13 protein-coding genes and 3 pseudogenes are annotated in these 15,143 nt (G+C 37.3%); 12 read left to right on the top strand and 4 right to left on the bottom strand.

Annotated elements, in window-relative coordinates:
• Positions 1 to 4: 4 nt before the first annotated feature.
• Positions 5 to 1,069 carry an acyl-CoA dehydrogenase family protein gene (locus tag HSISS3_RS06350; protein ID WP_021152119.1) on the bottom strand — a complete coding sequence of 355 codons (1,065 nt, stop codon included), beginning with the start codon at positions 1,067 to 1,069 and terminating at the stop codon, positions 5 to 7.
• A gap of 39 nt (positions 1,070 to 1,108) precedes the next feature.
• Positions 1,109 to 1,657: a carboxymuconolactone decarboxylase family protein gene (locus HSISS3_RS06345; protein WP_002888987.1), complete on the bottom strand. Its 549-nt coding sequence runs from the start codon at positions 1,655 to 1,657 to the stop codon at positions 1,109 to 1,111.
• Between the two features lie 214 nt (positions 1,658 to 1,871).
• Here HSISS3_RS06345 and rlmD point away from each other — a divergent pair, with 214 nt between their 5' ends.
• From rlmD to HSISS3_RS06295, 10 genes and pseudogenes are all read left to right on the top strand, one after another.
• On the top strand, positions 1,872 to 3,242 hold the full coding sequence (gene rlmD, locus HSISS3_RS06340) for a 23S rRNA (uracil(1939)-C(5))-methyltransferase RlmD (protein WP_021152118.1): 1,371 nt from the start codon (positions 1,872 to 1,874) through the stop codon (positions 3,240 to 3,242).
• 307 nt (positions 3,243 to 3,549) lie between these two features.
• The gene (locus HSISS3_RS06335; protein WP_021152117.1) at positions 3,550 to 4,116 is read left to right on the top strand and encodes a hypothetical protein; all 567 of its coding nucleotides are present in this window, start codon (positions 3,550 to 3,552) and stop codon (positions 4,114 to 4,116) included.
• 79 nt (positions 4,117 to 4,195) lie between these two features.
• On the top strand, positions 4,196 to 4,414 hold the full coding sequence (locus HSISS3_RS06330; protein WP_021152116.1) for a hypothetical protein: 219 nt from the start codon (positions 4,196 to 4,198) through the stop codon (positions 4,412 to 4,414).
• Positions 4,415 to 5,036: 622 nt separating this feature from the next.
• Positions 5,037 to 5,665, top strand: a pseudogene (locus HSISS3_RS06325) (TetR/AcrR family transcriptional regulator).
• A 278-nt stretch (positions 5,666 to 5,943) separates the two neighbouring features.
• A complete protein-coding gene (locus HSISS3_RS06320; protein ID WP_021152114.1) occupies positions 5,944 to 6,684 on the top strand; it encodes a hypothetical protein in 741 nt (246 codons plus the stop codon).
• A gap of 136 nt (positions 6,685 to 6,820) precedes the next feature.
• Positions 6,821 to 7,548 (top strand): annotated as a pseudogene (locus tag HSISS3_RS12585) (ATP-binding cassette domain-containing protein).
• A gap of 12 nt (positions 7,549 to 7,560) precedes the next feature.
• Entirely contained in the window at positions 7,561 to 9,243 is a 1,683-nt protein-coding gene (locus HSISS3_RS06310) for an ABC transporter ATP-binding protein (RefSeq protein WP_021152111.1), read from the top strand.
• 247 nt (positions 9,244 to 9,490) lie between these two features.
• Positions 9,491 to 9,649: pseudogene (locus HSISS3_RS11965) on the top strand (antitoxin); the annotation flags it as partial.
• Positions 9,650 to 9,774: 125 nt separating this feature from the next.
• Positions 9,775 to 10,551, top strand: coding sequence for an alpha/beta fold hydrolase (locus tag HSISS3_RS06300; RefSeq protein WP_021152109.1), 777 nt, complete (start codon positions 9,775 to 9,777; stop codon positions 10,549 to 10,551).
• A gap of 32 nt (positions 10,552 to 10,583) precedes the next feature.
• Positions 10,584 to 11,321, top strand: coding sequence for a DUF4336 domain-containing protein (locus HSISS3_RS06295; RefSeq protein WP_021152108.1), 738 nt, complete (start codon positions 10,584 to 10,586; stop codon positions 11,319 to 11,321).
• A 142-nt stretch (positions 11,322 to 11,463) separates the two neighbouring features.
• On the opposite strand, the gene HSISS3_RS06290 is transcribed toward HSISS3_RS06295, so the two are convergent.
• Entirely contained in the window at positions 11,464 to 12,636 is a 1,173-nt protein-coding gene (locus HSISS3_RS06290) for an MFS transporter (protein ID WP_021152107.1), read from the bottom strand.
• A 228-nt stretch (positions 12,637 to 12,864) separates the two neighbouring features.
• A complete protein-coding gene (locus HSISS3_RS06285; RefSeq protein WP_021152106.1) occupies positions 12,865 to 13,707 on the bottom strand; it encodes a DegV family protein in 843 nt (280 codons plus the stop codon).
• A 126-nt stretch (positions 13,708 to 13,833) separates the two neighbouring features.
• Between HSISS3_RS06285 and HSISS3_RS06280 the strand changes: the two genes are divergently transcribed.
• Positions 13,834 to 14,403 (top strand): TetR/AcrR family transcriptional regulator, encoded by a 570-nt coding sequence (locus tag HSISS3_RS06280; protein WP_021152105.1) that lies wholly within the window; start codon positions 13,834 to 13,836, stop codon positions 14,401 to 14,403.
• A 353-nt stretch (positions 14,404 to 14,756) separates the two neighbouring features.
• The coding region (locus HSISS3_RS06275) for a helix-turn-helix domain-containing protein (RefSeq protein ID WP_167546247.1) at positions 14,757 to 15,143 on the top strand (387 nt) is incomplete at its 3' end.

The raw sequence follows: 15,143 nt of genomic DNA, 5'->3' as shown, positions 1-15,143 counted from the left end.
CTTTCTAGCTAGCCGCAAGAATGTGACGAAGCTGAACCGCACTCGGAGATACAATTGGAAGGAAGACGCCTTCATTCCAACGACGGATAAAGCTTGACTCTGATTCTTTCAAATAGCCACGACCACCACTAGCTTGAAGTTCGAGGAGCAAGCTGTTGGCTACGACATCGACAATATCGATACGCAATTGGAAAAGTTCACGTGGTTTTTCAATGAAATAATCGGCATCATTAAGCCCTGCAAAGAGTTGCTCTTGGATAGCAAGAAGATTTTCACGTGTAGCTTCAAATTCTTCACGAAGAACGCTACGGTTACTGTTTAGACTAGCTTCAACCTCATCAAGAGAACGTTTGGCCAAACCAAAGGCAAGACCAAATTGGAAACCAAGGAAGTTCGGACGTGTTTTGGCAATATAGTCCGTACCTTCTTTTGAAAGGATCCAATTAGGATTTAACTTAACGTGATCGAAAGTAAGAGAGGCAGTGTTAGCACCTTGAAGGGAAACAAATTCCAAATCTTCAGAACGGCTGAGACCCTCAGCTTCAGATGGAATGGTGATAATCCAAGGTTGGCTACCATCTTTAAAGTCAGCAGCAAAGAGAGCAGCGAATTTATCAGAACGTAGGTTAGTTACCCAAGGCAAACGACCATCAAGATAGTAGTCATCGCCTTCTTGACTGATGGTAACATTCAATTCTTCAATATCTGACAAGAATTTGACCGCATTTGACAAGCCAGTTCCACCAGCACGCTCACCGGTATACAATTCTTTCAACCATGTTTCACGAGGGTAAGCATTATCACTCGCAAGGATATACTCGATGAAAGTACGGTGCCCCCAAGAAATAAAGGAAGCTGTCAAAGAGTGTTGTGCCAATTCATCAAGTACATCAACGACTTGAGTAGGACCACCACCTAGGCCATCAAACTCAGCAGGTACGCCGATTTTAAAGACGTCGTTTTCAGCAATTTTTTCAAGAAGTTGGTCCGCAATGGGTCCAGACTCTTGGTCAATATGGTCAGCGTTGGTGTCCAACCAAGTAAGGAATTCTTTTGAAAAATGTGACATAGGCTTAGGTCCTCCTCTAGTTTATCCTTTGGTTTTGAATTAAGCGAATTCTTGAAGTTCAGGGTTAATCGGTGTTTGTGCGAGATTGTTAGCGTAGTTACACAAGCTAGCAAGGCTGACACCCAAGATAACGTCAAGGGCATTTTGAGCAGTGTAACCAGCTTCCAAGAAGTCATTGTAGGCTTCGTCACCAACAGCACCTTTGGTATTGATCACGGCAATAGTGAATTTAGCAAGGGTATCAAGTTTTGGATCGTCTTCGATTGGTGTACGGTTACGAAGGGCTTCCAAGAGTTGTGGTGTCATTTGGATTTGCTTGATTGAAAAGGCTGTGTGACCTGCCACACAGAAAGCACATCCGTTAGTAACAGCAGCTGTAATTTGAACAACCTCACGTTCAGTTGGTGTCAATGAATTGCGACGGTTGATTTCACCGACAGTACGGTAAGTTTCAAGCGCAGTTGGCGCATTAGCAAGGAGACCAATCAAATTTGGAATGAATCCCCCATTGGCATCTTTGACTGTTTGAAGGACGTCTTTGACTTCTTCTGGTGCAGTTTCGATTGTATGAATGGTAATATCTGGCATGATTATTCTCCTTTAGATAGAAACGACATCTAGCCAAGTTGCTGAGTCGTTTAATTTTTTGTCATGGACCTATGATAGCACTGTATGACTTTTCTGAAAAATCTATATTATTTATGGCCAGCCATAAATTTAATTTATATGTGCTATAATGGAGGGTAGTAAAAGGCTTTAGAAGATATGTTTAAGCCCTATAAAGAGTAAAGAAAGTTGAATTATGTTAAATAAAAACGATATTGTAGAAGTTGAAATTGTCGATTTGACACATGAAGGAGCAGGCGTTGCCAAGGTGGATGGCTTTGTCTTTTTCGTGGATAATGCCCTCCCAGGTGAAGTCATCAAGATGCGCGTGCTTAAGCTCAAGAAAAATATCGGCTTTGGAAAGGTTGAGGAGTATGTGACCCTTTCACCAAACCGCAATCAGGACATTGATGCAACCTATCTCCGTTCAGGGATTGCTGATTTTGGACATATGACCTACGAGGAGCAGCTCAAGTTCAAGCGTAAACAAGTTGTGGACAACCTCTATAAGACAGCAGGCATCTCAGACGTAGAGGTCACTGAAACATTGGGGATGGAGACGCCTTACGCCTACCGTAACAAGGCTCAGGTACCTGTTCGCCGTGTTAAAGGTCAGCTTGAAACAGGTTTCTACCGCAAGAATTCGCACGACTTGATTCCAATTGAAGATTTCCTTATCCAAGACAAGGAAATTGATAAACTCATTGTCTTTGTCCGTGACCTTCTCCGTCGCTATGACCTCAAACCATACGACGAGAAGGAGCAGACAGGTTTGATTCGTCACTTGGTGGTTCGTCGTGGCCATTATTCAGGTCAGATGATGTTGGTCTTTGTAACGACCAGACCAAAAGTCTTCCGTATTGACCAAGTCATTGCTAAAATTACAGAAGCTTTCCCAAGTGTCGTTTCTATCATCCAAAACATCAACGATAAGAACACTAACGCCATCTTTGGTAAGGAGTTCCGAACTCTTTATGGTCAAGACACCATCACAGACAGTATGTTGGGTAATGACTATGAGATTTCTGCCCAGTCTTTCTATCAGGTTAACACCGAGATGGCTGAAAAACTCTACCAAACAGCCATTGACTTCTCAGACCTAAACAGCGATAGCATTGTTATTGATGCCTACTCAGGAATCGGGACAATCGGTTTGTCATTTGCAAAACAGGTCAAGGAAGTCTACGGCGTTGAAGTCATCGAAACAGCCGTCGAAGATGCCAAGAAAAATGCAGAACGCAACGGCATTACTAACGCCCACTATGTGGCTGACTCAGCTGAAAATGCCATGGCCAAGTGGAGTAAGAATGGCATCAAACCAGACGTCATCATTGTGGATCCACCACGTAAGGGCTTGACTGAAAGCTTCATCAAAGCCAGCGTCGCCATGCAACCTGAGAAGATTACTTATGTCTCATGTAACCCAGCAACCATGGCGCGTGATATCAAACTCTACCAAGAGTTGGGCTATGAATTGAAGAAAGTACAGCCGGTGGATCTTTTTCCGCAAACGCATCATGTGGAGGCAGTATCACTACTTGTACGAGCTGAGACATCAGCGAAGTAGAAGTAGATGATCTGCCCATGCGACAAGGTGAGACCGAAGGTCGAGAAGGTGCCCTGGGGTATAGCTGTCGTAGAGTAAGGAGTTTACGACGAAACGATACGGTAACAGCGAACCGCTGAGTGTGTGAGTTTGTTAGTAAAACGCAGTTAAACGTCTCGCATCTTTCATTCTAGGCGAGACGCTTCAAAGCTTCACTGGAGCTTTGAACTCCCACAAACGCATCATGTTGAGGCGGTATCACTGCTTGTAAAATCTGAAAAATAAATTTGCGTAGCGCTCGCTGTAAAGTTTAAATGGAGGGTTATCGATGGTTATATTGGAATTTTATCAAGGTGATTATCAAAAGGATTTAGCCACGTTTGATTCTTTAGAAGAGGGGAGAGCCTTTGTAGCTCAAATCCCTGGGTATACTTTAGAAACAGAAGATGGGTTTGAAGTGGAGTATGTGAACCCAAAATACTTGCCGGATTATATGGAAATTGTCTTTAACGGAAATATTGTCCCTCTATCTAGATTTTCGTTCAATTCTGAGGAAAATGTGGACATTATTTGGAAAGAGATTTCGAATCTATCCGTTAAAAACGATAAAGTGATCGAAGGCTATTCAAAAATCGACGCGTATGTCGTTAACAACGATGAAGTGAAAGCCTATGTCGAAGCCAGAGAAGCAAACTATGGCAAGGCAAAAGACTTCTTAGAGCGCAACGGATATGAAGCCGACAGAAGTTTTTTCGGAAGTGAAGACGGCGAAGCGATTCTCTACAGAAAACGCGGTGCCGAAGATTGGCACTTCTTGTGTCACTTAGACCCGCTGTTTGTAGAGATTGAAGATGTAGAAGGATATGTGAAAGAAGAGATTCAATCGTTAAACTAAATAACGTTGCAAAGGCGTGGCGTGAGTTATATTTAAACAGACTTCTATTTTGCTAGATGATGGAATTAAGGAGAAATTTATGACCTTAAAACAAATTAAATTTAATCCTTTTAAACATTGGGAAATCATCAGCGACTTGTATAAGCAGTCCTTGTGTCCTTATCTCATTCATGAATTAGGCGTTGACTTTGCTGTTATGAGCCAGACAGGGCAACTAGTTCCATTCGACTATCAGGATATCTTTGACTCTTTTTCTTTTGGACTCGGAGATGTATCGATTCGTCCGATAAATCAATAGAACATACCTTACCAAAATTGTACTGAACTAAAAATGTTATCTAATTGAGTAAAGAACAAAAGTTTTGTTCAATAATATAGATATTTTCTAGCACCACATGTGGAGGCAGTCTCACTGCTTGTACGAGCTGAGAAATCAGCGAAGTAGAAGCAGATGTTCCACCCATGCGACAAGGTGAGACCGAAGGTCGAGAAGGTTCCCTGGGGTATAGGACTCGTAGAATGAGGAGGGATACCGACGAGATGATACGCCAAGTCAGAACCGTTGAGTGAGTAGGATTGCTTATAAAAGGATAAAAGATTTGTAACGAAAAAATTATGAAAAGCCTTGAAACCAAGGTTTTTTGTCATATAGTGGGGAAGTATCATAGTGTGAACTAGTCTTCAGTAGCTGAATTTTCAGTTTAGGAAAAATAGAACTTATTGAAATAGTTATGTGGATTATTTCATTACTTCTTTAATCATTTTAAAATCTTTAAATTAAGCTTTGGAGAATTCAAATAATATTTGCATTTGAAAATGAAATGATTAATAAAACAGCTTCCGATAAGATATTTGACATTATTAGTTTCGTGCACTACAATAGAAGTTACATACCACTGGTATGATAGAAAGGGACTATAATGGCAAGGAATAGAAACTCACATGAAACTAGAAAAAAATACTAGAAGTTTCTAAAGATTTATTTTTAGAAAAAGGATTTGATAATACGTCAATACAAGATATCATAGATGGCTTAGGTGGATTAACGAAAGGTGTTATTTATCATCATTTTGAGTCCAAACATGATATACTGCAAACGATCATTAGCGAAAATAATCAAGAAATTTTAAATTATAATTGGAGAGGAAATACTGGATTAGAAAAGATACAAAATTCTTTGATGGACTCTTTCTCTAATTTTGAACACCAAAGGCTCGTTTATTCTGCCTCAATCATGCTAAGAAGTCCACGTTTGTTAGGAGAGCAGTATCTAGGTCTATTTTCTGATTTTTTACCCGAAATTAGAGAAAAAGTTTACGAAGGTGTTGAGGATGGGTCTATTAAAACAGAATATCCAGAAGAGCTAGCAGATTTAATTGTTTTAACTCTAAATATTTGGATTGGTTTTCAAATTTCAGTTTTTTCATTAGTGGAATTAAAACGTAAAATGAATTTCATTAAACTTACTTTTGAAGGTCTAGGGGTACAGTTGATTTCTGATGAAATGATGGATGTGATTTTCAAGTTATTTGATCACTTAAAAAAATAGTAAATAAGTAGTCACATGAAATACTTGTTAATAATAATTTTTATCGATGTATTATCAATTAAATAAATCATTCTACATATTTGATATTTTGAAAATAACATACTTTAAGTGTGTTATTAAAATCCCACTATACATACCATAGGTATGTTTGTTTTTTGGCATTTACATACCGATAGTATGTCTAGTGCGATTGTCTGTTAAATAAGCTTATTTTTAAATATTTGTTTAGATTAGTTTGAATAATTTATTCTATATTTACATTTTGGAGGAAAGAATCTATGTTGTCGCTTATTAAAATTGAATTAAATAAAATTTCTAAATTTAAATTATTTTTAGCCTGGTTGTGTACTATATTTATAGTGTTAGGTATTACAGTAATAATCATTATGGGGTTAGGTACTGACAATAAACTAGGAGAATTCACTGGACAGGATTCTAATCTTATTAGAATCACTGGTAAATGGGAAGGTTGGGCAATTGTAGCATCATTGTTTTCATCTTTATTTACTAAAGCAGCATTTTTGATTTTCGAATCTTATTTATTATCTAGGATTATTATTGATGAATTTAAACGAAGAACAATTTTTCAGTTGTTTTCTTACCCTGTTTCTAAAATAAAGTTACTATGGGGAAAAATTCTTTCAGTCATTCTAATGTCATTTATTGCCCATTTTTCTGCGCATTTAGTTATTCAATTAATTATTAAATTAGTAGCAGTTTTAACTGTATCAAATTATATCCCTGTAGCTAAACAATTAATTAACTTAGCTGGAATTACGTTTGGAACAGTACTAATAGGGTTACTACCATTTGTTTTAGGTATGATTAAGCATTCAACAGCTATAACAATGCTTACAGGACTTGGTTTAGCAGCATTACTTTCGAATGTAAGTCCAGGAAGTTTATCTAATAATATTGTTGATAACTTATTCTTTTTGATATTTGCAAGTTTCATAAGTTTAATGATTACTTCATTTTCAATTTATAATATTTCAAGACAAGATATTAGTATCAAGTAGCATAGCTGAGTTTAATTGAAGGAATGTGATAATTCCTTGATGATTTCTATAAAAAAGAGACTGTATAAGTTGGTATTTATGTTCCGGAAGAAAAATTCCTGCATTTAAAGCTGGTTATAGAAAGAGAGAAATAGAAATGGGAAATATTGTTGAAATAAAAGATCTTTTTAAAACAATTAATAAGGAAGAAATTTTGAGTGGTATCAACCTTCAAATTGCTGAAGGAGAAATTTATGGTTTTTTAGGACCAAATGGTGCTGGGAAAACAACGTTAATGAAATGCATGTTATCCTTATCAACCATTTCATCAGGCAGTGTTGAAATTTTTGGAAAAGATTTACAAGAACATAGAGAGGAAATTCTAAGCCAGATTGGTAGTATTATTGAAACACCAATTTTTTATGATAATTGCACTGCAAAAGAAATTTTGGTAATTCACGCTCAGTATATGGGGAAAAATATTACTGAATCAGATGTAATAAGAGTCTTAAGAATGGTCGGATTAAAAAATACGACTAAAAAGTAAAAGAGTTTTCGTTAGGAATGAGACAAAGGCTTGGTTTAGCTCGAGCTTTCTTAACGAAACCTAGATTGTTGATTTTAGATGAGCCAATCAATGGTTTAGATCCTGTAGGAATTCAAGAAGTTCGAAATCTTTTGTTGTCGCTTTCTAAGGAATATGGAATTACAATATTAATCTCAAGCCATATTTTGTCGGAAATTTCACAGATAGCAGACAAGATTGGTGTTATCAAAAATGGAGAAATGATTGAGCAGGTCTCTATGAAGGAACTTATGAGAGAGAATATTGATCTAGAAGAATATTTTATGTCACATTTTCTAAATAAAAGTCAAGAATTATGAGGTAGATTAAGAATGAAACAATTGATAGAGAACTATCAGAAGACTTTTTATGCTTTCATGATATTTAATATACTGGTCCCTTTAACTAATATTGCTTTTGCTTATTCTATTAAAGGTATTATTGATAGTGGCATGTCCCAAAATAGAGAAGCCTTAACTCAAGCGGTACTAGTGGGAGCAGCTGTTATTTTTATCTATGCGGGCCTCAACTTTATTTCTCTACGATTGAGAAATAAACTTGTTAGGCAAATCATGTCAAAATACAAAAACAAGGTGTTCCAATCTATTTTAGATAGGGATTATAGAGACTTTTCTAAGGAAAAATCAGGGAAATTTATTTCCGTATTAACCGAAAATATGAAGAAAATTGAGCAAGATTATCTGCACCAGTATTTTAATATTTCAAAAAACCTTTCCTTAATGATTTTTTCACTCCTAGCTATGTTTATAGGTAATTGGTTTTTGACCTTATTGGTTATCATTGCTAGCATCATTCCGATGATGATTTCAGGATTTATTGGACACAAATCAGCTTATCTTCAAAAGAGAGCTATGATTGCCGATCAGAAGTATTTAGCGAAGGTTAAAGATATTTTAGCAGGGTTTCTTGTTATTAAGAGTTTTAATGTGAAAGAGGCTATCCGTCAGGATTATAGTCATGAAAGTGAAAAATTGGATGAGATATATTTTATAAAAGGAAAATTTGATGTTTTAGCAAATGTTATTTCCCAGCTTTCAGGGATGATTGTTTTTTTGGTAGCTTTTGGTGGAGGGATGTATTTAGTATTTAATGGCTATACCACAATTGGAAGTGTGACAGCTATTGTTCAACTAGTCAATTTTGTAGTAATGCCACTAAATGAAATTGGTATGGGAATGAGTAAATTTCGTGAAGGTCAGGCAACACTAGATGCATTTGAGGTAAAAGATGTAACCGAATTTCAGACTGGTGAAACGAAAGAATATTTCGATGATGTTATTTCTTTTTCAAATATAGACTTTTCTTACCCTAATACTGAAGAAAAAATTTTTAATCATTTATCTTTGAAGATTCAAAAAGGGGAAAAAATTGCAATTGTAGGAATGTCAGGGAGTGGGAAATCAACTTTGTTCAATCTATTACTGCGTTTTTACGATGTAACAAGTGGGCACATCTCCATTGATAATAAAGATTTGCAAGCTATTTCAGCAGAGAGCCTTTATAACTTAATGACAATTGTTCAACAAGACGTTTATATCTTTGATGATACTTTAAGAGCAAATATTACTCTTAATCAATCCTTCACTGATGAGGAAATAAAGCAAGCTGTACAGCAGTCAGGTTTAGAAAGTTATGTTTTAGAAAATGAATCTGGTCTACAAACTTTATGTGGAGAGAATGGCTCAAATCTATCTGGCGGACAAAAACAAAGACTTAGTATTGCGCGTGCCTTAATTCGAAAAACACCAATCTTATTATTGGATGAGGCTACCTCATCTTTGGATAATCAAGTAACTACTGAAATTGAAAATTCAATCTTGGATATTCAAGATTTGACGGCACTTGTAGTAACCCACAAGTTGAACGAGACCATTTTGAAAAAATACGATAGAATTCTCTTTATGAAAGGTGGCGTCATTGTTGAAGATGGTTCTTTTGGTGACTTGATGGATAGGAGAGGTGAGTTTTATAAGTTGTTTGAGTTGAGTGTGTAATTCTCTTTCGTTTTAATATTACAAAACACTCTATCACTTTCGTTCTATAATATAGGAGTATACTAGCACGACATGTTGAGGCGGTATTACTGCTTGTAAAAGCGTAGAAAATGTATAGAAGGAAAAGCCTTGGTGTCGAGGCTTTTTATCGTAAGTAAATTGAAATTTTTATCTGAATCATATTTCTTCTTCATGTTACAATAAATACATACAAAATAGAACGCATAGAAAAACGGAAAATATAATGGTTAACCAAAGAAAATATGTGTCTAGTGATTTGCAAGACATACAGTACCAAGTGGCTTTTGAGGATTTGAAAAAGGAAATTTTAGTCGGCCATCAGGAAATTACTAAAGGTAAAGTCTCTTCTCTAGTTGATGTGAAAAAGGAATTTGGTCTTGACTAGGTTTCGATATTATCACTATTATCTGTAAATAGGGCTAAGCAGAATTAATAGTAGAAAAAAGATAAATATAGCTTTCAAGACAAGTATGGTAGTGTCTATATGAGACATTTTAGAGGGTATCAAATATGAAATTTCATGAATTTGGTGATAAAAATTTGCCTCCCGTTTTATTGATACACGGTGGGGGGAGTTCCTGGTGGAATTACCTTAGGCAAGCTCGTATCTTGTCTCATAAGTACCATGTCATTCTACCAACACTCAATGGTCACGGAGAGGAGTATCAAAAGGATTATATATCAACGGAAGATTCGGCACAGAAAATTCTGAACTATGTCCGACAGAACTGCGGTGGGAAATTATTTGCTGTGGGTGGAGTCTCACTTGGTGGTCAAATTGCCATGGAGCTTTTGTCATTAGACAGCGATATAGCTGAGAAGGCAATCATAGACGGGAGCCTCTGTATTCCTCAACCAAGGTTATCGAGATTTTGCATCCTACTGGTATCATTATTCGGTAAACTGATGTTCAGTAAACTCTCTTGCAAACTTCAATTAAGCATGATGAACAAACTCTATCCTAAACTGGCTTATCCAGACGAAATAAAAATCTATTATATGGAAGATATGTCAAGGATGCCTATCAAAACATTAGTGACCATTTATAAAACTTATATGGGTCATTATAAGTTAAAGAGTAGGATTTCCAAAAGTAAGGCGCAGGTTCTGTATATCTACGGTGAAAAAGAATTGAACTGTGTGAAAGCATCAGCGAAATTATTTCAGCAGTTGCATCTCAACACTATCCTGTATGAAGCAAAGGGATATAATCACGGCTATTTATCAGCCTACCTACCTCAAGAGTGGATTGATTTGGTTGTTCCATTTTTGGAGAATAATAATTGATTACACTTTATTAATTTAGAAAGTAGAGTCTCATGGAAGTCAAAAAATATAGTCCGCTCAATTCCTTAAAAAAGATAGCAGATAACCTATGGATTGTAGATGGGGAAGAAGTACTGATGAATTTCAAACTCTTCAAAGTGCCTTTTTCAACTAGAATGACAGTTATCCGTCTGCAGAATGGTGGTCTTTGGGTGCATTCACCGATTAAGCCTAGTGACAATTTACTTTTTGAAATCAAGCAATTAGGTGAGGTAAAACACCTTATCGCACCAAATGTCTTACATTATAGTTATATAAATGAGTGGCATGAACTATTTCCGGAAGCAGAAGTATGGCTAGCTCGTGGTGTTCAAAAGCGTGCCAGAAAATCGGGAATGAATTTAGATTATGGTCATGAACTAGAGAAGGCCAATTGGAACGAAGAAATTCTTTTTACAACATTTGAGGGAAGTTTTTATGTGAAAGAGGTTGTTTTTTTCCATACTGAAAGTTCAACTTTGATTTTAACGGATCTTATTGAAAATATAGAAGCTGAGAATTTATCGCTTTTTGAAAAGCTACTTTTTAAAATAGGTGATAATCACTATCCAAATGGTAAAACACCAAGAGATTTAAGAATGAGTTTCTTATTTGGTAAAAAACAAGCTTTGAGGAGTTATCATAAAATAAAGAAATGGGAACCTAAGAATATTATTATTTCTCATGGACCGTGTATTGTTGGTCAAGCAAAAGAGATGTTAAAGCAGGCATTCTTTTGGTTAGAGAAATAGGGTTATATTGTTAAGAAACCTTCTCGAAATACAAATACCAAGATTTCAAATTTCGTATTTATAAGTAGTATTCATTTGCTACACACAAAAACCACCCCACAAGCTACAACTTGTGGGGCATTTTCTTATATTATTTTTTCACTTATAAAATAACGTCTGTTTTTTCAACTTTGTATAGGGCTATTCCCATGATTAGGGTCAAGACGAGAAGAATTAAAACAGCAGGGGTCCAAGAGTTAAAGAGTTGTTTACTTGAACCAAACAAGACTGGTCCAAGGGCCGCAAAGATATAGCCTCCGGTTTGGGCTAAGCCTGATAGTTGGGCTGTTTTTTCAGGGGTGCTAGCCTTCATTGAAAAGGCAACCATCATGTAAGGGAATAGGACACTAGCAGAACTTCCGATTAAGAGGTTAAGGACTAACCAATACACAAAGCTGTCTGTATTGACTAGGAGCATGGCAACTCCGATGAATCCTGCTAGGACGGTAATCACTAGCATCAAATGGCGGTTACGATCAGAAAGTTTAGTGATTAGGCTAGGAACAATCATAGAGAATGGAATACTTGTCAGTGTGAAAACGGAAGCTAGAATTCCGGCATTGGCTTCGCCGACACCGGCTTGAGTGGCCATGGTTGGAAGCCAAGTGATAGTGGTGTAGAAGAAGAGTGACTGTAATCCACCGAAAATCATGATGGCCCAGACTTTGCCGCTCTTATACCAACTGCCTGAATTATCGTTAGTAGAAGTATCTTGTTCTAAATAATGATTGTGACGGACATTAGGAAGCCAAACCACAAGAGCCAAGGCACAGACTGCTGTCAATACCCAGACCAAACCTTGCCATGAGGTTGCCTTAGTGATTGGAACGGCTACCGATGAAGCCACGGCTGTGGACAAGCCCATGGCTGTAATGTAGAGTGTGGTTAAGAATCCTAACTGATTTGGCTCATTAGCCTGAATTAGGCTTGGGAGAAGGACGTTGATAAAGGCAATTCCAGCTCCGACTAAAAGCGTTCCCGTATAAAGAAGAGGGAGATTGACGGTGCGCAGAGCCGAACCAAGAGTCATCACAATTAAAACACCGAGGAAGAGTCTTTCGATACCAAAGCGTTTGGCCCAGCTAGCCGCAAAAGGCGAGAATATGGCAAAGGTCAAGAGAGGCAGACTTGTCAAGAGACCGAGAGAACTGACCTCAACTCCTAGACCAGAAGCAATATCCGATAAGACAGTGGACAAAGTTGTGAACGGAGCCCGCAAAACGATCCCTAGAAGAAGGATTCCAGGGATTAGAAAATGTGAATGTGTCTGTTTCATAAAGCATCTCCATGTTTAATAAGGGTATTCAAATTGATAAGAATATGACACTAATGCGTCACTTCCATCTTACCATAAAAGATGAAGGTAATGAAAGCGATTACGCTAGATTGTCGCAAAGAAAAAGAAAGAATCTTTAGTTTTAAAATCTTATTCTGCTGATTATCAAATAGCATAGTCTGATTTTAAAAAGACCGAACATCTAGTCCAGCCTCTTTTCGATATTTCTTAAATTTCATACCCCATAAGGAGTCCGCCTTCTTCAGCATAAAAACTACAAAGTCCAGAAGTTGGAAGGGTTTCGATGCTTGCATGGGCAAATTTTTCACGAACCAATTCAGAGAATTGTTCGATAAATTTGTCATTGTTGCGGTGGGCAATCGTAATATGTCCACCTGTATAACCTGCCTTGATCAGTTCATCAAAGGCAGCTTTGATAGCTTTCTTTTGCCCTCGAGCTTTTTGAAGTAACTCAAGGGTACCAGTTTTGCTAGCTTCTCCAACCATACGGATATTGAGGAGTCCAACAACGGTACCAACCAGTTTGCTTAGACGACCATTCTTCACCAAATTATCAACTTTGGCTAAAACAAAGAGCAACTTAGTTTTGGCTTGGTAAGCTGTGATGGCATCAAGGATTTGGTCAAACTCAAGGCCTTCAGCGACTAAGTGATTGAGCTTACGAACGAGCAGGTCGACCTCGCCACCAGCTGATAGACTATCAATCACGTGAATCTTGGCATCAGGATGCTCTTCCAGATAAATCTTCTTAGCGATTTCAGCACTATTATAGCTACCAGAAAGGGTTCCGGTAATCGTCACAACGATGATATTGTCCGCCCCTTCAAAGGACTTCATGTAGTCATCAGGACTTGGACAAGCAGATTTGGAAGCAGTTGTAGTCGCATACATCTCCTCCATCATTTGATCAATATTGAGTTGGGCATCATCCCTGTAAATGGTTTCGCCCACTTGGATAGTCAAAGGAACACTGACAAACTCCGTATCTGGTGCCAGATTGTCTAAAGAACGGTAGTCACAACCTGAATCCGCAATAATTTTCCATTTCATAGGTTTATACCTCATATCTGCTTAATGTACATTGACAAGTGTTTTGTCTTCTTTTACAATTTTATCATGAAGCGTATTGCTATCATAGTAGATCTCATCAGGTGTGACAGATAGAAAGTGAATGTTATGGCAGAAAGAAAAATCTCAGAGAAATCCTTGGAAAATCTGAAACGATTTAACCAAGAAAACAAGGCAATTACACGAGAATCCATCGAAATTTCTCTCCTGCAATTGTTGGAGAAAAAAGACTTGAAAAAGATTACCATATCAGAACTGGTTGAGCGTGCAGGTGTATCCCGTGCTGCCTTTTACCGCAATTATGGGTCCAAGGAAGAGATTTTGAAGTCTATTTTTGAGTCTAGCATTGCAAAGATAACCAAATCTTTAGATGGCTATAATCTCAAGACAGATCTTTACCAAGTCTGGGTTTATCTCCTTAAGGAAGTCAAAAAAGAAGCCAAAATCATCAGTCTTGCCATTGATTACAATTTTGAGCAAGTATTGACCAAGGCTGTTTATGATTTTTTGGAAAAACGAAATGGTAGCTCATCAAATGGTGCTGGTAGCTACCTTAATTCCTTCTGGAGCTCGGCTATTGTTTCAGTAATTTCCAAATGGGTCAAGGATGGTATGAAGACCCCGGCGGAAAAAATCGCCAAGCTCGGCCTTCCCCTTTTTCCACATAAAAAGAAGTAGTAATCGCTGAGAGGCGGTTAAAATCAAGAAAAATTCCTCTTAGAAACTTTCCTTAGGTGAGTACGGACGTCAGCGAACTTCGAAGAAGTTCCATGACTTAGTTTTGAACCTAAGGTTTCAAAACTCCCGAATGCTAGAAACAATAGTGTTCCTAGCACTTTTCTCACGGCGGAAAGTTTCAGTGTATGATTGAATGAGCCTATATAGTATAGTTCGGTTTAATTTTTTCAGCATCATTTAGGTTGTTTTATGGAAAAAACAGTTTGTCTAGCATCTAACCACCGTGATATAGTCCTACTTAAGTAGACAGTAAAAATACATAAAGTACTGTTTACGAAAGTAGGATTTTTATTATGTCTAGAAAAAGTAAGGTTTCTTTTGAAGGCAAGCTGAGGGCTGTTACCTGGTATCTTGAAGGTAAAGCCTCCTGTTCTCAACTAGCTCGTCAGTTTGGGGTCAATCCTTGTACTATTAAAGACTGGGCTACAGCCTATCAATATCAAGGGCACGAGGGGCTAAAGTCTCTAAAGCATAACCAAAATTATTCTACAGAGTTTAAGCTAAAATGCATTGAAGCCTATTTAACAGGAGAAGGTTCCCTTCAAGAATTAGCTAGAAAATTTGGGCTAAGAAGTCATGAACAAATCAGACAATGGGTTTTCAGGTATAATAGTCATAAAGAACTAAAGGATTACAATCCTATTCCGGAGGTTTATCATATGACTAGCAGAAAAACAACG

Origin of the sequence: Streptococcus sp. HSISS3 (assembly GCF_000448605.1) — a bacterium.
Taxonomy (GTDB): Bacteria; Bacillota; Bacilli; order Lactobacillales; family Streptococcaceae; genus Streptococcus; species Streptococcus raffinosi.
Note: the sequence above shows the minus strand (reverse complement) of the source record. Positions and strands in the feature narration are given on the sequence as shown.